The organism is Ruegeria sp. CDSA246 (genome assembly GCF_059611225.1).
Genome location: NZ_JBXWPD010000013.1, coordinates 16,374 through 33,192 on the forward strand (window position 1 = coordinate 16,374; position 16,819 = coordinate 33,192).

16 protein-coding genes are annotated in these 16,819 nt (G+C 54.6%); 6 read left to right on the forward strand and 10 right to left on the reverse strand.

Annotation, left to right across the window (positions count from 1 at the left end; all coding sequences use genetic code 11):
- Positions 1–42: 42 nt before the first annotated feature.
- The 8 genes from AC2FI9_RS16715 to AC2FI9_RS16750 all read right to left on the reverse strand — a co-directional run bounded on the left by AC2FI9_RS16715 (position 43) and on the right by AC2FI9_RS16750 (position 6,429).
- Positions 43–804 (reverse strand): glycosyltransferase family 2 protein, encoded by a 762-nt coding sequence (locus tag AC2FI9_RS16715; RefSeq protein WP_496769177.1) that lies wholly within the window; start codon positions 802–804, stop codon positions 43–45.
- Positions 805–826: 22 nt separating this feature from the next.
- On the reverse strand, positions 827–1,723 hold the full coding sequence (locus tag AC2FI9_RS16720; RefSeq protein WP_496769181.1) for a glycosyltransferase family 2 protein: 897 nt from the start codon (positions 1,721–1,723) through the stop codon (positions 827–829).
- 30 nt (positions 1,724–1,753) lie between these two features.
- On the reverse strand, positions 1,754–2,893 hold the full coding sequence (locus AC2FI9_RS16725; protein ID WP_496769184.1) for a glycosyltransferase: 1,140 nt from the start codon (positions 2,891–2,893) through the stop codon (positions 1,754–1,756).
- Between the two features lie 132 nt (positions 2,894–3,025).
- The gene (locus tag AC2FI9_RS16730) at positions 3,026–3,712 is read right to left on the reverse strand and encodes a hypothetical protein (protein WP_496769185.1); all 687 of its coding nucleotides are present in this window, start codon (positions 3,710–3,712) and stop codon (positions 3,026–3,028) included.
- 85 nt (positions 3,713–3,797) lie between these two features.
- Entirely contained in the window at positions 3,798–4,244 is a 447-nt protein-coding gene (locus AC2FI9_RS16735) for a hypothetical protein (protein WP_496769187.1), read from the reverse strand.
- Positions 4,245–4,299: 55 nt separating this feature from the next.
- Entirely contained in the window at positions 4,300–4,692 is a 393-nt protein-coding gene (locus AC2FI9_RS16740) for a hypothetical protein (RefSeq protein WP_496769189.1), read from the reverse strand.
- Positions 4,693–4,732: 40 nt separating this feature from the next.
- Entirely contained in the window at positions 4,733–5,584 is an 852-nt protein-coding gene (locus AC2FI9_RS16745; RefSeq protein ID WP_496769190.1) for a hypothetical protein, read from the reverse strand.
- A gap of 149 nt (positions 5,585–5,733) precedes the next feature.
- Positions 5,734–6,429 (reverse strand): UDP-glucose 6-dehydrogenase family protein, encoded by a 696-nt coding sequence (locus AC2FI9_RS16750; RefSeq protein ID WP_496769191.1) that lies wholly within the window; start codon positions 6,427–6,429, stop codon positions 5,734–5,736.
- 601 nt (positions 6,430–7,030) lie between these two features.
- Here AC2FI9_RS16750 and AC2FI9_RS16755 point away from each other — a divergent pair.
- The 5 genes from AC2FI9_RS16755 (at position 7,031) to AC2FI9_RS16775 (ending at position 12,711) form a co-directional block, all read left to right on the forward strand.
- Positions 7,031–8,635 (forward strand): GMC family oxidoreductase, encoded by a 1,605-nt coding sequence (locus tag AC2FI9_RS16755; protein ID WP_496769193.1) that lies wholly within the window; start codon positions 7,031–7,033, stop codon positions 8,633–8,635.
- A gap of 53 nt (positions 8,636–8,688) precedes the next feature.
- Positions 8,689–10,470 (forward strand): sulfoacetaldehyde acetyltransferase, encoded by a 1,782-nt coding sequence (xsc, locus tag AC2FI9_RS16760; protein WP_496769195.1) that lies wholly within the window; start codon positions 8,689–8,691, stop codon positions 10,468–10,470.
- Between the two features lie 59 nt (positions 10,471–10,529).
- Positions 10,530–10,760, forward strand: coding sequence for a hypothetical protein (locus tag AC2FI9_RS16765; protein WP_496769197.1), 231 nt, complete (start codon positions 10,530–10,532; stop codon positions 10,758–10,760).
- A gap of 87 nt (positions 10,761–10,847) precedes the next feature.
- Positions 10,848–11,795, forward strand: a complete 948-nt coding sequence (locus tag AC2FI9_RS16770; protein WP_496769200.1) for an SLC13 family permease — start codon at positions 10,848–10,850, stop codon at positions 11,793–11,795.
- Complete coding sequence (locus AC2FI9_RS16775; RefSeq protein WP_496769201.1) at positions 11,755–12,711, forward strand: SLC13 family permease; 957 nt, start codon at positions 11,755–11,757, stop codon at positions 12,709–12,711. The genes AC2FI9_RS16770 and AC2FI9_RS16775 overlap by 41 nt, the downstream gene beginning before the upstream one ends.
- Before the next feature lie 20 nt (positions 12,712–12,731).
- Here the strand turns inward: AC2FI9_RS16775 and AC2FI9_RS16780 are convergent, their stop codons facing one another.
- Positions 12,732–13,952 carry an ROK family protein gene (locus tag AC2FI9_RS16780; RefSeq protein ID WP_496769203.1) on the reverse strand — a complete coding sequence of 407 codons (1,221 nt, stop codon included), beginning with the start codon at positions 13,950–13,952 and terminating at the stop codon, positions 12,732–12,734.
- Positions 13,953–14,281: 329 nt separating this feature from the next.
- Between AC2FI9_RS16780 and betC the strand changes: the two genes are divergently transcribed.
- Positions 14,282–15,826 (forward strand): choline-sulfatase, encoded by a 1,545-nt coding sequence (gene betC / locus AC2FI9_RS16785; RefSeq protein ID WP_496769204.1) that lies wholly within the window; start codon positions 14,282–14,284, stop codon positions 15,824–15,826.
- Between the two features lie 53 nt (positions 15,827–15,879).
- On the opposite strand, the gene AC2FI9_RS16790 is transcribed toward betC, so the two are convergent.
- Positions 15,880–16,812 (reverse strand): AEC family transporter, encoded by a 933-nt coding sequence (locus AC2FI9_RS16790; protein ID WP_496769206.1) that lies wholly within the window; start codon positions 16,810–16,812, stop codon positions 15,880–15,882.
- Positions 16,813–16,819: the final 7 nt, after the last annotated feature.

Sequence of the window (16,819 nt, forward strand, 5' to 3'; positions counted from 1 at the left end):
TGGCCCTAAAATCGGCCAAGGTGATAATTTTGCCAAGCAATGTTACTTTGATGGGGCTCTACTCAAAAAAAGTTGCGGCACCTTCCGCACATTCTTCAGAGCAAGTGTGGAGGCTCCACCAACCCTGTTGCGCCGAATTGCTTCATAGTCTTCTTTTGTTTTCAGGAGAATCCGACGGATGCTCCCGTTGCTTGCTCCACCAAGGCGCATCTTGGTCAGTACTTCCGGGATGTAGGCGGCGGAAATACCGCCTTTGCCAAAATACCGCAGAATGCTCTCGTAGTCGGCCGATATTCGTAGATTGTCATCATAAGCACCCCAGCGCGTGATGACATCACGTTTGATGAACAGGCTGGGATGCGGCGGCATCCACCCGCGTTTCAACTTGTCGGGGCTGTAAGTTCCAGAAACCCAATGGCGGATAACCTTGTTGGTATCCTGTCCCGAGACGTAGTCCAGATCGTCATAAACCGCATCTGCATCGGTGTCCTGAAATATCTGCGCGACCCGCGCCAGCACATCCCTATGCGCAAAGAAGTCATCCGAATGCAACAAGCCGATCACATCGCCGGTCGCCCGGGCTGTCGCCTTGTTCAGCGCGTCGTAGATCCCTTTGTCCGGCTCGCTAACAAGCCGCATCCGAGGATCAGTTCGCCCGTTTAGTAACTCCAGCGTTCCGTCGTTAGACGCTCCGTCCTGAACCACGTGTTCATAGTTGTCGTAGCTCTGAGTATCGAGGCTTTTCAAGGCATCCGGAAGAGTTTCGGCACGGTTCCAAACCGCTGTAAGAATTGAAAACTTCATTATTTTTGAACTCGGGTCCTGCCTAAACTTCAATTCTCAATACGGCCCGGATCGCCTCTGGGGCGCTGTCGCCTGTCCGGTCCATGTACCCGCGCACTTCCTGCAGCTTGGCATCGACCAGAAACCGGTACCAAAACCCCTGCAGCACGTGAAATGCCAACCCTTCGCGCCCGTCCAGAAATCCAAGGCGCAGAACGTAGCGGTAGAGGAAGTACAAAAACGCCCGTAAACCCCCCGGCATTCGGGCGTAGACCTTTTCCTTCAGCCACCGTTTCACACCGGCTTGCCCCTGGCCCAGGCCCGCCACCGTATCAATGGGCACAAACTGGAACTCGTGGTTCAGCATGTCGACGACTTCCCGGCTGGCATATGCGTTATGCTTGTCCGTCCACCAAGAAAGGCTGTTGAGATTGTCATCCAGCAGCTCGCCGGACAGAGCGCCGGTGTTGCCCTCGACCTTGATATGCTCGTCCATCCAACGGTTCTCACATCGTCCCTTGCCATGCCGAAACAGGCGCAGCATCGCGGTCGGAAACAAGCCGCCATGGCGAATGGGCCGCCCCAGAAAACACATGCGGCGACCAACAGTGAAGCCGTCAGTTGTGTCTGGCGCGGAAGATATTGCCGCAGAGATCTGGCCTGCGAGCTTATCCGAGACAATCTCATCCGCATCCAGCCGCAACACCCATTCTGTCTGATCGGCCAGCTGGTCCAGTGCCCAATTGAACTGGGTGGCGTGGTTGCGCCATGGATTGCTCAGGACCTCAGCCTCAAGACCTCGGGCGATCTCTGTCGTACGGTCGTCCGATCCGCTGTCGACCACCACAATCCGCTGCGCAACGTCGCGCACAGAGCCAATGGCGCGGGCGACATGGCGCTCTTCGTTGTATGTCAGGATGACAACGGTGAGGTGCGCCATTTTAATTTTTTCTCCTTATTTTCAATAAATTCATGTCTGCATAGAGCGGTAAAGCTCAAGAAAACGGCGCACCATTCCTGGCGTGGAAAAATCCCGCCGTATCCAATCCCGGCCCTTTATGCCAATCTCGGCTAGGTCTAGACCAACCAGATCTACTATCGCCGCTGCGATAGCATCCTTCGAAGCCTCAACCCATCGCCCGCAGTTCTCTTTTTCCAAACCTTCCCACGGCGCGTTGAAGGTCGTTATGACAGGAGTGCCATGCGCCAATGCTTCGGCAACGACTATTCCAAAGTTTTCGGAATGAGTTGGCAGGACAAACAAATCGCAATCCGTAAATGCGCGCGACTTTTGTGCACCGTTCACATGGCCTTTGAAACTGGTCCGGTGTGCAATTCCAAGCTCGCTCGCTTTTGATTGCAATGTAACAAGATAGTCAGCATCTCCGTCGCCGTAAATGTCCAGAACCACGTGCTCGGGCAGGTCCGCCAATGCCTCAAAAAGCACTTCAAGCCCTTTCTTGGGGTGGATACGACTAAGGAAAGCAAGCCGTAACATCCATTTGGGTCGCCAGTTGCGTTCAGGCAGGTCGGCAGGGACATCAATTGCGTTGGGAATCTGAGCGCTGCTGACATTGCCCAAATTCCGGCGGCTGGTTTCGGCTTCGACTTCGGCTGTCACGTGAAGAACCAAAGAGCGCGGTCGCAGTACTCCGCACAGTTTTTCGAAGAAATCTTTGACCCGTCGTTTTGGCGCCGCCTTCCATTGCGCCGTGGCCTGAAAGCCTCCGCGCGGAGACCAAACCAATGCCTTGCCAAATAGGCGGCATAGTAAGAGCGTCGGCATGACGGGAAAGTTATAAGGCCCTGTTAGATGTACGACATCGGCAGAGCGAATCTCTTTGACGAGTCGCCATAGCAACTCGGCAGATATCGAAGTTCCGGCCAAACTCCGACAATATCGAACGGAACATCCGCTTTCAAATTTCGCTGGGTTCTGATCCAGATGCAGCCGGGCTTTGCTGTTGGGATCGGCCACATCTGTGGTCAAAACCTGCACCGAGATTGCGGGATTAGCAGCGACCCCATCCGTAATGGCGCGCGTCGAAAAAATTGGCCCACCAAAGGCAACTGCCGGGTAGAAGGAAGGCGATACGTGCAGGATTTTCATCAAGGGAGCTTTCGTCAAAGTGTCAATTTCAAGTTAAAAGTTAATACCTATTGCGTATTACTAAGGTGCTCAGGTCGACGCGAGAGCAACGTTTCCGTGCAGCAACAACAGGTGGACTGAAACGGTACAAAACTAATCCAACATTTCTCGTCTCCGAGAGCGACATATCATTTCCGAAATGAGCAAAAAAATGAAAATGGGCGTAATGTAGACGGTGGAGTTTAATAGAGACGCAGCCAGTATTGCCCATTTTAGGGATGGGGTTGTGAGAAATTTCATTAATGAACCCCAAATTAGAACTGATCCAATAAGTCCAAAATTAACAAAGACTCTCAGGAATTCGTTATGAAATACCAAGCCGGTAAATCCGTCAATGGCTCTTGAGTTTTGAACCCAAAACAACACAGACGCATTTACAGGGAAAAAGTTGAATATCCCGGTAAGGTCGGAGCCTACACCGTACCCAAACAAAAACTTATCTAACGTGATTGTCTCAAGAATATAGAAGACGCCAGCATAAGCCAATTGATATCGATCCAGACTTTCAAGGTTCAGCAAGTCGCGGTCTCGATATGTAAGTGTATAATAATAAGGAAGAAATAGTAAGGCGCAAAGGGGAACTGAAAACACAACAACCCTGAGAGGAGAGATTCTGTTTTTTGATTTCAGCCATTTAGCTGCTACACCTGCAAGTAGCGCTGCAAGGCCAGTGCTGCTGCCCAGAAAAAGGATCAATCCAAACAATATTCCCTTGGTAGGGAGCCGGCTTTCGTACAGGAAAGCCAGAGCAAGTACCACTGACATATAAATTGAAATCATGCTCCCAAAGGGGGCTTGTCAATGTAGCGAAATTCGGTTCCAGAGGCGAAAAAATATCCTACATTAACGAGTATTAGTGTCCACGTCAGGTAATTTCTTTTTGCAGGCACATGTGTCTTTCCGAAAAAGAAACACAAAATAAAAGCCAAAAAAGCAGCCCCGCAACTTTGCCTTCTGCAAAAAAGGAAAAGAGGTTTGCTTGCCCACCCCAGGACAGAGCAGTCACGGTCAACGTGTATAATGCGGCAATCAGAAAATACACAGCCTCCCTAGGTACTCTGGATAGCTGCTTCTTTGTCGCGGGAATGCACAAAATTCCAACTACCGATGCAGCACCAACCAGCGCTAGCGAGACAATGGCTGGGGCAAATCCGGTCAGGAAAAACAGGACACTTAGTAAGTCAAAACGCTGCCGCGAACTACGATCAGGACCGATGTTGTATGTTCGGGCGTGATGAGTGACCTTGCTATGTGTCATACCAAGCCATTTTTGACCGCAGCCGAGCCCACTACCGTTCCAGCGCCATGCCAAGTACGCGTGATCCCGTTCAAGAAGTGTGGGTTATGAGTTAGAGTGAACATCTCTACTACGCCCGCCGAACTAAACTGAACGCTGATGAATCGATGCCGAAGCGTTCTGTTACTCTCCACCAGACATAGAGGTTGAGCGCAAGAGTGCCCGCCAGCAAAGCTACACCATTCAGCACCGGTCCGGTGAACCATGCTGACAAGGTTGCTGCCAAAAGCAGGTAAACGGCAATTCCCCACAGACGGGCAAACATGGCGCTGGCTTCCAACCCCGATGTCTGGGCCATGGTCGTCGACGGAGCAAAGAGCAGGCTGGTGACGGCTTGGATGATCAGGATACCCCAGACCGGTAGGAATTTTGTTTGGGCCGGAAAGTTGTAGAAACTTTGAATTGGCAGGATCAGCGCGATGACGACCAGTGTCAGAACCGCACCAGCTCCGTTTGACAGCATCAGCGAGGCGCGCACTGTGTCTTACAGGGCTCCGGCGTCCTTAGCCTGAAACGCGCGAGAACTTGCCAACGGTGAGCCAGGTTGCGATCGACAGGGGCAGTGTCACGAAATTGCAGATGCGGCGCACGATATTGTAAAGGCCCAGCTGTTCGGCGCTCATCAGGTACGCTCCGATCAGAATATCGATCTGAGCCCAAGCAATGCCGGTGATCGTGCCGCCCCAATAGTAAGGCGTGAACGAACCGCATCTCCCTTTTCGGCGGATCAGCCCGGCCTTTCGGTTGAGGCTCAGGAATAAAACAGCTTCAAACAGGCATAACAGCGTCAGCAAGGCTGCAGTGCTTCCAAGCATCCAGGTCAGTTTCACCTCGGCCGCGAAAAACAGGACTGCGGTGCTGGTCAGAGCAAAAAACTGAGGAGCGGCGTCCTTCAGAAACATCGAGGTGTTTAGTAGGTTCAGGCCGTGAAACAGGCTGCACATGCAGCTGTTCAGGTTGATCAGAAAGCCTAGCAGTACCAGCAGTATCAGTGCGGTGCTGTCGGTGCCGGGTAAATCGGGAAAGAACGCGATGATGTGGGGTCCGGCGTGCAGGATTACCGGGACAGCAACTGCAGTCAGCGCGAAAGGAAAGACAAAGATAAGCCGGGCCGCAGTGCTGGCGTCATACCCGCCAGACGTGAGAGAGAGTGCCATTTCCTTGAGCAGGTATAGCGGCGCACCAAAAGAGATCAGTGAGGAGAACAAGAGTGCGCCGGACCATAGAAAAACAAATGCGCCATAGGTTGACGGCTCTGCCATCGAGCCGATCGCGAGCATCGCAATGAAATTGCAACCCACAACGCTGCCCCGAACCGCAAACGCAGATATGCTGCCAGAAAGCGTCAATGCCACGATCTGGCTCCTTGGATCCAATTCGCTACCTGTCCTTGATTGCCGCCAAAAAGGCCTCGGGCAATATCTTGGGCAGACACGCCTCTGGGCGAACCGAAAACCTCCAGGAAAGACAATTTGCGAAGGCCTGCGGAGTGGCCGAAATTTTCCTAATCTTGCAACACTGATTGATAGGCGAACACGTTTATTCTCTTGGTCTTCAGCGCTCTCAAAAATTTCTGGATAGTGGTCGGTGTGAAATTGTTCGAACTAGTGTCCACTGTCAGATCGTAGGTGCCTAAGGAACTCGCTCTGGTCGCCAGGGAATGATCGACCGGGAAATCCTTGCGAATGCGGTTTGGTTTCTGAAAGGCGAGGGTCAATTTTTGCTGAAGGGCTTTGAATTTGAGCATTATTTGGCCGGCGCTCAAAGGGAGGAGGCAGCCGCTAATACCACTCGAAATGTCAATGTACCTGCTACCGACGCGCAGTTCCGACAAAACGTCTTTGATGACTTTCAGGTTGCCCAAGCCGGGGCATATATTGCGGATGTCCAGATCTTTCAGAAAAGCCGGCCGCAATACATCTTCTTTGTTGGCAATCAGCCCGGCCGCCGTGCCGACTGTATCCACGACACATGATTTGTTGTCAAAACACAGCGCTGAAGCGCCAGAATACCGCGCACTCGCGCAATGCCCCGTGGAAAAGCAACCGAATCTATCAGCTATTGTGAAGAGCAAAATACGCGATCCGTTTTGAAATTTGCCGGGGTTTGAATGATGTTTCGAGCGATATTCGAAAGAATGCCGGAACGCCAGCCCGCAGTTGGGCCAATGCTGGACCGAGGCGGTGTCAAATTGCTCCATTTGGTGCTGAGCGCGCCGGGGGTGCAGTTATGTATCCCGTTGTCTTTCAGCCCGCTTCGGAACCAGCCAGCATACGTACTGTGTTGAGCTCGGCATTGCCAAGTTGCTTGACAGCGTTTGAAAGAAACCGCGGAAGGCGCGGCCAGGCTGTTAGCTCAAAGGCATGGCCATTCCAACGAGCGTGCGCGTCTGATCGTGTGTGGCGGAAGAAAACGGTAGAGGGGCATAAGCGGCGGCAGAACATGGTGTTGATTTGGTTGGGGTGAGATAGCGAAGGGCGTCCGGAGAATTATTAAAATTACCGATAGCAAGAAATAGTTTTCTGCCCCAGTTTGAAGAGGGTGTCGAAACATACACGGGCCGTGTGGCGCTAAATAAATCATAGAAATCATCACTATTAGAGGAAATGGAGCGCTGGAAATCCGCCAATCGAAAAAATTATTGATTCTATCAAGAATAATAATATACAACGGTAATCAATAAGGATCTGCGGTGATTCCAGTTTGGACGCAAGTGCATTTCTTCGCTCAACCGGGACATGTGCATCGCGAATGGTGCGCCTATTGGCGCCATGCCGCAAACTTGGGCGAGGTTTCAGTTTATGTCGTATGACTTCATCGTTGTCGGGGCGGGTTCCGCAGGCTGTGTTCTGGCCAACCGATTGTCAGAGAACCCGAAAAACAGGGTGTTGCTGCTCGAGGCGGGTGGCAAGGACATCAACCCATGGATTCATATTCCGGTTGGGTATTTCAAAACGTTGCACAACCCCAACACAGACTGGTGCTACAAATCCGAACCTGACGAAGGGCTGAACGGCCGCTCGTTGGATTGGCCGCGGGGCAAGACACTTGGGGGCTCAAGTTCAATCAATGGGCTGCTTTATGTCCGCGGGCAAAAGCAGGATTACGACCATTGGGCCCAATTGGGCAACAAGGGCTGGGGCTGGGACGAGGTTCTGCCGTTGTTCAAGCGGTCAGAGCAGCATGAGGATGGTGAAACCGATCTGCACGGCGCCAGTGGCGGATTGTCGGTGTCGCGCATTCGCGCCAAAAGTGATATTGCCGAGGCGTTTATTGGTGCCGCCGTTGAAATGGGCGTCCCCCGAACCGAAGACTATAATGGTCAGGATCAGGAGGGCGCGGGGTATTTTCATCAGACAGCCCGTGGTGGCTTTAGATGTTCAAGCGCGCGTGCCTTTCTGAATCCGGCAAAATCTCGCGGCAACCTGACCATCATTACCCATGCGCTGACCGAAGGGCTGACCTTTGACGCAGAGGATCCCAAGCGGGTTGATGGCGTCAGCTATAGCATCAAGAGGCGCCCGCAGCACGCTCAGCTCAATCCCGGCGGAGAGGTGGTGTTGAGCGCCGGCGCGATTGGTTCGCCGCAAATTCTAGAGCTTTCGGGGATCGGTCGTGGTGAGGTTTTGACCCGGGCTGGCGTGGATGTGCGCCACGAGTTGCCGGGCGTTGGTGAGGCATTGCAGGATCACCTGCAAATTCGTCTGGTTTACGAAGTCAATGTGCCGACACTGAATGATGCCATTAACCGGCTGATCCCGCGCATTGGCATCGGTATGAACTATATGATCCGCCGGAAAGGGCCGATGAGCCTGGGCGCAAGCCAAGTGGCGGTGTTTGCAAAGTCGATGGAGGGGCTTGAAACCCCCGATATCCAATTCCATTTCCAGCCGCTGAGCGCGGACAAGCCTGGGATCGAGATGCACCCGTTTTCGGGCATCACCTCATCTGTCTGCCAGCTTAGGCCGGAAAGCCGCGGCCATATCCATATCACCAGCCCCAACGCGACTGACTATCCAAAGATCGTGCCCAACTACTTATCTGCCCCTGCGGATGAGCTTTGCGCGATCCGGGCTGTGAAGTTTGCACGGGCGATGACGAAAACCGATGCGTTGAAGCCTTACGTCGTGCGCGAACATGTCCCCAACAACAACCCGCAGACCGACGAAGAGCTGCTGGATACCGCACGTAATATCAGCCAGACGATCTATCACCCCACCAGCACTTGCCGCATGGGCAATGATCCACAGGCCGTAGTCGATGACCGGTTGCGTGTGCATGGGGTGCGCGGGCTTCGGGTGGCGGACGCCTCGATCATGCCCGCGATCGTTAGCGGCAATACCAACGCTCCGGCCATTATGATCGGTGAGAAAGCCAGCGACATGATCCTTGAGGATCACAGGTGATACCGGACCGCCGGGTTTAAGACTGACTTCAAATCTCAACAGGGAACAGTGCCATGAAAATGACGACTGAAGAAGCCTTTATCAAAGTTCTGCAGATGCATGGGATCGAACATGGATTCGGGATTATCGGGTCTGCCATGATGCCCATCTCAGACCTGTTTCCGGCAGCGGGGATCAAGTTCTGGGATTGCGCGCATGAGGTTAACGCCGGCATGAGCGCCGATGGCTACACCCGCACCACAGGTAAGATGTCCATGGCTATCGCCCAGAATGGTCCCGGTATCACCAGCCTGGTAACGCCAATCATGACCGCCTACTGGAACCATACGCCGCTGTTGCTAGTCACGCCCCAGGCGGCCAATAAAACCATCGGGCAGGGCGGATTCCAGGAAATGCCGCAGATGAACCTGTTCAAGGATGCCGTCTGCTATCAGGAGGAGGTGCGTGATCCAACCCGCATCGCCGAGGTTCTGAACCGGGTCATTCTGAAAGCGTTCCGCGGCTCTGCCCCGGCGCAGATCAACATTCCGCGCGACTACTGGACGCAAGTCATCGACATCGAACTGCCACAGGTGGTACGGATCGAACATCCGCGCGGTGATGCTGACGCGATCAGCGCGGCTGCGGACCTTCTTAGCAACGCCAAACACCCTGTAATCCTGAACGGTGCGGGCGTGATCCTGTCTGGCGGCGTCGATGCCAGCGCACGTTTGGCCGAGCGTCTTTCAGCGCCGGTTTGTTGCAACTATCAGCACAACGACGCTTTCCCCGGCTCGCATCCGCTGTCCTGTGGCCCGCTGGGTTACAATGGCTCCAAGGCTGGGATGGAGATGATTTCGAAAGCGGATGTGGTTTTATGCCTCGGCACACGGCTTAACCCGTTTTCGTCGCTGCCCGCCTATCAGAGCGAATACTGGCCCAACGACGCCAAGATCATTCAGGTCGACATCAATGCAGACCGGATCGGTCTGACCAAGAAGGTTGCAGTGGGCATTCAGGGTGACGCACGCATGGTCGCCGAGCAGATTCTTGACAAATTGGGCGAACACGCGGGCGACGCTGGTCGTAAGGAACGTGAAGACGCGATTGCCGTTGCGAAATCCACCTGGGCGCAGCAACTGGCGTCAATGGATCACGAAGATGACGATCCGGGCATTACCTGGAACGAACGCGCCCGCGCCCGCGACCCCGAGCGGATGAGCCCCCGTATGGCTTGGCGCGCGATACAGGCGGCGATGCCCGAGGATGCGATCATCAGTTCGGATATCGGCAACAACTGCGCCATTGGCAACGCCTATCCGACATTCGAAAAGGGGCGGAAATATTTGGCGCCAGGCCTGTTCGGACCGTGCGGTTATGGTCTGCCCTCGATATTGGGTGCAAAGATCGGCAACCCCGACACGCCGGTCATCGGGTTTGCGGGTGACGGTGCATTCGGCATCTCGATGAACGAAATGACTGCCTGTGGTCGCGACGACTGGCCGCCTATAACTATGGTGATCTTCCGCAACTATCAGTGGGGGGCGGAAAAGCGAAATACGACACTTTGGTTTGACGACAACTTTGTCGGCACCGAACTGAACCTGGACGTGAACTATGCCAAAATCGCGGAAGGTTGCGGACTGAAGGGCGTACAGGTCACTTCGATGGACGATCTGACCGAGGCCCTGCGTACAGCCGTCAAAGAGCAGATGAACGACAACGTGACCACTTTCATCGAGGTCGTTCTGAACCAGGAATTGGGCGAGCCATTCCGCCGCGACGCGATGAAAAAACCCGTCTCTGTGGCTGGCATCAACAAAGATGATCTTATTCCCCAGCAGCCTCGGCTGTGACCACTCACCAGAGCAGGGCGGCCATGTGTCGCCCTGTCCCTGACCGACTGGGATAGACCATGTCTTTGATTGATCAGATCTGCGAAACATCGCGCTCCGCCAGGGACGGGCTTATCCGTATCATGCTCGTCCGTTGCGCGGGCAAAATCCGTGCGGAAACCGGCAGGGCGATTGGCGAGGGGACTGAGATTTACAACCCGCGTGTCTCACTAGAACTGAACGCCTATGCCGAGGATTATTGTGCCCTGCACCAGCTCCAGGTGTTTATGCGGCCGCCGTGCGTGCGGTGATGGAAGCGGGGCTGAGCATGTCAGTCAGCTCTATTACGGGCGTGCCCGGGCATAAGAGATACGGACAAGAATAAACTGAGGTGAGGCATGGACGCGCTGGGGCTTACATTTGAGATGGTCGTCGTATTGTTGCTGTTGGCAGCAACGATCGGGCTTTTTGTTTCGGAAATTGTCCGTGTCGATATAGCGGCTGTGCTGGTCATGGTCACATTGGGATTGCTGACGGCAGTGCCGGGACTTGAAAACCTGATTGATGTGCGCAGCCTGTTTGACGGCTTCGCCAGTAACGCAGTGATTTCGATCATCGCAGTCATGATTATCGGTGCGGGGCTGGACCGAACGGGCGTGATGTCGACCGTTGCAGCCTGGATCACACGGGTAGGTGGCGGCACCGAGAACCGATTGATCCTGATGATCTCGGGTGCGGTTGGGGTAATATCCAGCTTTATGCAGAATGTCGGTGCGGCGGCTCTGTTTTTGCCGGTGGTCAGTCGCATCTCAACCCGAACCGGGTTTCCGATGTCGCGGCTGCTGATGCCAATGGGGTTCTGTGCCATTCTGGGTGGAACAATGACCATGGTGGGGTCGTCCCCTCTGATCCTGCTCAACGACTTGATCCTGTCGATCAACGACACCCTGCCGGCTGATGCGCAGATCACCACCTTTTCACTGTTTTCCGTAACCCCTATCGGCCTGTGTCTTTTGGCGACCGGCTTGATGTATTTTATCATTTTTGGCCGGTTCGTTCTGCCGAGCACCAAGTCAACAGACGGGCCAGCGGGCAACTCAATGTTGGACTATGTCAACGGCACCTACGGGCTGGATGGGCAGATCCATGAGATACGCATCCCCGAAGGCAGCACGCTTGTGGGTCACAGCATCGATGAGGTTCAGCGCAAGTACCACCTGCAAATCATTGCCACACACTATCAGGGGCGCACTTATCCTGCGCCGCCGCGAGATACTGAATTGGTCGCCCCCCGCCACAATCGCCGTGATCGCAGCGGAAGAGGCCGTAACCGCGTTTCTGGATGAATACGGTCTGACTGAAAGTTCGGAGCTGGATGAATTTGTCGAAACGCTGGGAGTTGGAAAGGCAGGTATCGCCGAGGTGGTGATCCCGCCCGGCTCTGGTCTGATTGGTCAAACCGGCAGGGGGCTGTGGCTGAGAAAAGTCTATGGCCTGTCACCTCTGGCGATCTACCGCGGTGGCGAAACATTGTCGCGGGACCAGGAAGATCTGGGCGAGATCCCGTATCAGGCCGGTGATACCCTGGTCTGCCACACTGCTTGGGAAGCACTGGCACGGCTTGAGAAAGACCGCGATTTCGTTGTGGTCACCACCGATTTCCCCCATGAGGATCTGCGCCCGAAAAAGATCGGCTGGGCTTTGTTGTTCTTTATTGTTGCTGTGTCGCTGATCCTGTTTTCCGACCTGCGTCTCTCGCTGTGCCTTCTAGTCGGAGCGATGGGCATGGTCGTAAGCCGTGTTTTGTCTATGGATGAGGCCTATAACGCGGTCAGTTGGACGACAGTTTTTCTGTTAGCCAGTCTCATTCCACTAGGACAGGCAGTGCAATCCTCGGGGACGGCAGCTTGGATCGCTAATCAGGTGCTTGTGGTTCTGGACGGGATGCCGGTCTGGGTCATTCAGGCCAGCGTGGCGGCGCTTGCGACCTTTTTCACGCTGGTGATGTCAAATGTCGGTGCCACGGTCCTGTTGGTGCCATTGGCCGTCAATATCGCGCTGGGCGCCGGGGCTGATCCGTCAATTTTTGCGCTGACTGTGGCGATTGCCACCTCGAATTCGTTCCTTATCCCGACCCATCAGGTCAATGCGCTTTTGATGGGGCCGGGCGGTTACCGTGTCGTTGATTTTGTACGCGCTGGCGGCGTCATGACTATCCTGTTCCTGATCGTTTCGATCGCGGCGCTGAACCTGTTCTTCTGAGGTTCAAGCCAATTGGTCGCTTACAGGGCATGCGTCAACGTACCAATCAGGCTTCCTGAATAGAGGAAATTCTGCAGTGCCACGCTGACAGCGGCCTCTTCCGAGGTTATCGAGCTTTGCATGATGATGTCGCGGGCATTGGGTCGTCCGACTTTTTCAAGTCCGTCAACAAGGCCCTGGTAGTAATCAGCCTGACGCCCTACCTCACCGGCGACGATGACACTTTCGGGATCAAAAAGAGAGAGGATTGCATCAACGCCATAAGACAGCTGCGTGCCGGCATCGCGAAAGTGGGTTCGAACACTCGGGTCACCGGCGTTCGCGGCTTCTATCGCTTTTGCCAAGCGCGTCGCAACGCGTTCCGAAGGCGCAAACTCGGAACCGAGCGCGTTCAGGATGGCTTTCCCCGAGGCGGCAACCTCCATACACCCAGTGCGACCACATGTGCAAAGTTTGTCCGAATGCGATGTCGAATAGTGCGACAGATCCCCAAACCCGCGATCCGAGGTGGTCAGAAATCTACCATCGAAATAGGCGCTGTTGCCCAGGCCAAGAGCTGCATTTATCAGATAGACGCTTTTTAACTCTTGCCCCCCAAGAAGTTCACCGCACAGGATTGCACTAGCGCGATGTTCCACCTGCACTGGCAAATTCAGCGACTGCGAAAGCGTGTCTCGCACGGGGACGTCTTTCCAGCCCAAAGGCTCTGAACTGATGAGGCCGTTACCCGAGCTGCTATCGGGGCCTGCTGACATGGCAAAAGAAACCCCGACACCCAAAAGGCGATCACGTTCCATCGCTTCGTCAAAGGCCAACGTCTTGGCCCGGTTTCCCAATTCAGTAAGAAATGCCAGTGGATCATCTATGGGGATGTCGCTGCAATCCGCTGCCCGCAAAACTTCGCCATCAGCGTTTGCCAAGCTTACACTGCGCCGGTTGGCGGTCAGTGAAATGCCCAGAAAAAATGCCCCAGTCGGATTAATCGACAGGTTGTATTCCCTTCGGCCCACCCGGCCAGGTACGGCGATGGGATCTCCTTCTCGGACCAGTTTGGCGTCGATCAGTTCGCGCGTAATTCGGGAAATTGCCGCGCCAGTCAGACCGGTCAGACCTGCGAGGGTACCACGCGTCACCGGCCCGCTGCGGGCAATGAGGCTGACCAGCCATTCCCTGTTATGTCGCCGCAAGGCCGCTGTACCCTTTTCGGGCTGACCGTGTTCTTGGGGCTTGCCATCCTGCACAGCCACTCTCCTACAATTCACTTCTTCAAATGTATTCTAACCGCATTGTAATTAATTAAAGACGGTAATTAAATATTGACTACACGTAAGCGCAGAGATAATCTGTTTCTTAAGATTGACCTTTGGTGGCAATGACTTGAGGCGGCAAAAGCGTCATTTTCTGCGGGGAACACAGCAAGTTACCCTGCTTGCGGTTCGAATTTATTGCTGCCCAGGTACTTAATACCCGCGAATAGTGCCGGCCTGACCCGGTGCAATTCGCGGCGATATGCCTCCTGCGGATTGGGCTGGGGCGAATTTCGGGACTGAAAGCTGAACGAGGCAAGACAATGGCAACTGAACAACCGAACATTTTGTTTATCCAGGCGGATCAGATGGCCGGACCGGCCATGCCTTTTCAGGGAAACAAAACCGTAAAGGCCCCGCATATGGCGCGTCTGGCCGAAGAGGGTGTTGTTTTCGAAAACTTTTATTGCAATTTGCCCATGTGCGGACCTTCGCGTGCATCGATGCATGCGGGACGATTGCCGTTTAATATACGCATGTATGACAATGCCAGCGAGTTCCAGTCATCGATTCCCACATTTGCGCATTACCTGCGGTCCCTAGGATATCACGTTGAAATGAGTGGTAAGATGCACTTTGTTGGCGCCGATCAGTTTCATGGCTACGAAAAGCGGCACACGACCGAGATCTATCCTGCAAACTTTGCCTGGACAGTCGACTGGACAAAAGGGCGCGAATATCGCCCGACTAACCTGACCATGGCACCGATCCTTGAAAGCGGCCCTGCGATCCGGACCATGCAGATGGATTACGATGACGAGGTCGCTTACAACGGCGTGCAGGCGATTTACGATCTGGCACGCAAGGGTGACGGTAAGCCTTGGTATCTGACCGTTTCTTTTACGGAACCGCATTCTCCTTACGTCATCTCTCAGGATTATTGGGACCGTTACGACCACGATGAGATCGAATATCCGGCGGTCGATGAGATTCCGTTGGATGAGAAAGATCACCTCAGCCGGAACCTTCATTATTGTCAGGGCCGCCACGAATTCACGGTGACCCCGGAAAACCGCCGGGTCGCGCGACATGGCTATTACGGCATGATTTCATATGTCGACGATAAGGTGGCTCAGCTGCGCGAAACGATTGAGAAATGTGGGCTGGCCGACAACACAATCATCATTCTGACCGCCGATCACGGCGACATGATGGGTGAGCGTGGCATGTGGTACAAACAGCATTTCTTTGAGTGGGCGGCAAAGATACCGTTCGTTGTCCATGCGCCCAACCGTTTCAAGCCGGGGCGCGTAAAGCAGAATGCCTCGCTGATCGATCTGATGCCCACGTTGCTGGATCTGGCTGCAGGAAAACCGTTCGATGATTATGCGGGTGGCGGTATTGACGGTGAATCGCTGGTGCCCGCGCTGAACGGCGATACCTCCGGGATGGATGACATCTGTATCTCTGAATTCGCTGCCGATGGGTCGACTGGTGTCAGTCGTATGGTGAAGAAAGGGCCGCTGAAATACATGTATCTCGAAGGCGTGGATGAGCTGCTTTATGATATCGATGCCGACCCCAATGAGTTGAACAATCTGATCGACGATCCTGCCCATGCCGAAGCCTTGGCCGAGCTGCGTGAAATCGCAATGCACAATTGGGACCCAGAGGCACTGTCCAAGGAAATCGCACTGGATCAGCAGCGCCGCCTGATGATTCATCGCGCCACCGGTGGCAGTCCGACCTGGGTCAACATCGTTCGGGCCGACGATGACAACCGTTATATCCGAAACGCGGGTGCCGCTGATACCAAAGCAAAGGCGCGGCTTCCTTATGTTCCTCCGGCAAAGCCTGATCTGGTCTGATCCTAGCTGGGCTTTGTGTCTGCGGCCCGTTTGCGCGGGCCGCTTTTTTGTCTTCAGGCAGCAGCGGCAAGCCAGATCCAGAATGGTAGCGTTGCGATTGCCGCCACTGTCTGCCACAGCAGGGCTGCGGAATAGGTCCGGATGTCCCCGCCAAACTGCAGCGCCAGCACAAGGCCGTTGGGTGCGGTTGGCAGGGCGGCAAAGATCACGGCAATTAACAAGTGCAGTGGTCCCAATGCCACCATCCACCCCAATGCCAGAACCAACATCGGCAGTGCGAGCAGCTTGGCTATATTTGCGGCCACAACAAAGCGCATTTGCCCTTGTATTCGTAGCCCGTCCAGTGATGCCCCGATCCCCACTAGCATTGCTGGGGGTCCGATCTGGGCGATGATGGTTAGTAGCTCGGCCGGGGCTGCCGGAAGGTCAACGCCGAATAAAAGACACCCGAGCCCCGCGGTGCAGGCGATGACCAGCGGGTTGAACGCGGTCATGCGCGCGATGGTCAGGACCGAGGAATGTGGCGGCCGATGGCAGATCATAATAATCAGAACATTAGCGAAATTGATCAGAGGTACGGTTGCGATAATGATCGTTCCCACGGCCGCATCCGCTGATGCTCCGACCAGAGTGGTAGTGAGCAACACCCCAGCAGGTACGTTCAGTCGGGTGGCAGTCTGCACCATGCTGCTATAGGCATCGGTATGTTGGCGCAGAGCGGAAATGCGCAAATAAGACAGGGCAAGCGCCGTGAACAGGATCAGATAGGCAGCAAATAGAACCAAGCCCAGCTTGAGCGATAAGGCGGCCAGCGCTCCAGCCCCGACAAGCAGGGCGAAGATGGTCAGCGGCAACAGCACCAGATAACTTATCTGATTCAGCCAGCGCCAGAAAACCTGTGATCGTGGGATGGCCCGACGCAGCAGGTAGCCGACGATCAGGTAGCCCCACAACGGCAAAATTGCCTGAATGATTGTGGTCGTCATTCGGCGC

Excerpts from the sequence above, each read along its gene's own strand:
- AC2FI9_RS16765 (WP_496769197.1), top strand. The coding sequence starts at position 10,530 with ATGTCTTTGATTGATCAGATCTGCGAAACATCGCGCTCCGCCAGGGAC.
- AC2FI9_RS16740 (WP_496769189.1), bottom strand. The coding sequence starts at position 4,692 with ATGCTGTCAAACGGAGCTGGTGCGGTTCTGACACTGGTCGTCATCGCG.
- AC2FI9_RS16715 (WP_496769177.1), bottom strand. The coding sequence starts at position 804 with ATGAAGTTTTCAATTCTTACAGCGGTTTGGAACCGTGCCGAAACTCTT.
- AC2FI9_RS16720 (WP_496769181.1), bottom strand. The coding sequence starts at position 1,723 with ATGGCGCACCTCACCGTTGTCATCCTGACATACAACGAAGAGCGCCAT.
- betC (WP_496769204.1), top strand. The coding sequence starts at position 14,282 with ATGGCAACTGAACAACCGAACATTTTGTTTATCCAGGCGGATCAGATG.
- AC2FI9_RS16725 (WP_496769184.1), bottom strand. The coding sequence starts at position 2,893 with ATGAAAATCCTGCACGTATCGCCTTCCTTCTACCCGGCAGTTGCCTTT.
- xsc (WP_496769195.1), top strand. The coding sequence starts at position 8,689 with ATGAAAATGACGACTGAAGAAGCCTTTATCAAAGTTCTGCAGATGCAT.
- AC2FI9_RS16755 (WP_496769193.1), top strand. The coding sequence starts at position 7,031 with ATGTCGTATGACTTCATCGTTGTCGGGGCGGGTTCCGCAGGCTGTGTT.
- AC2FI9_RS16750 (WP_496769191.1), bottom strand. The coding sequence starts at position 6,429 with ATGGAGCAATTTGACACCGCCTCGGTCCAGCATTGGCCCAACTGCGGG.
- AC2FI9_RS16790 (WP_496769206.1), bottom strand. The coding sequence starts at position 16,812 with ATGACGACCACAATCATTCAGGCAATTTTGCCGTTGTGGGGCTACCTG.
- AC2FI9_RS16770 (WP_496769200.1), top strand. The coding sequence starts at position 10,848 with ATGGACGCGCTGGGGCTTACATTTGAGATGGTCGTCGTATTGTTGCTG.
- AC2FI9_RS16730 (WP_496769185.1), bottom strand. The coding sequence starts at position 3,712 with ATGATTTCAATTTATATGTCAGTGGTACTTGCTCTGGCTTTCCTGTAC.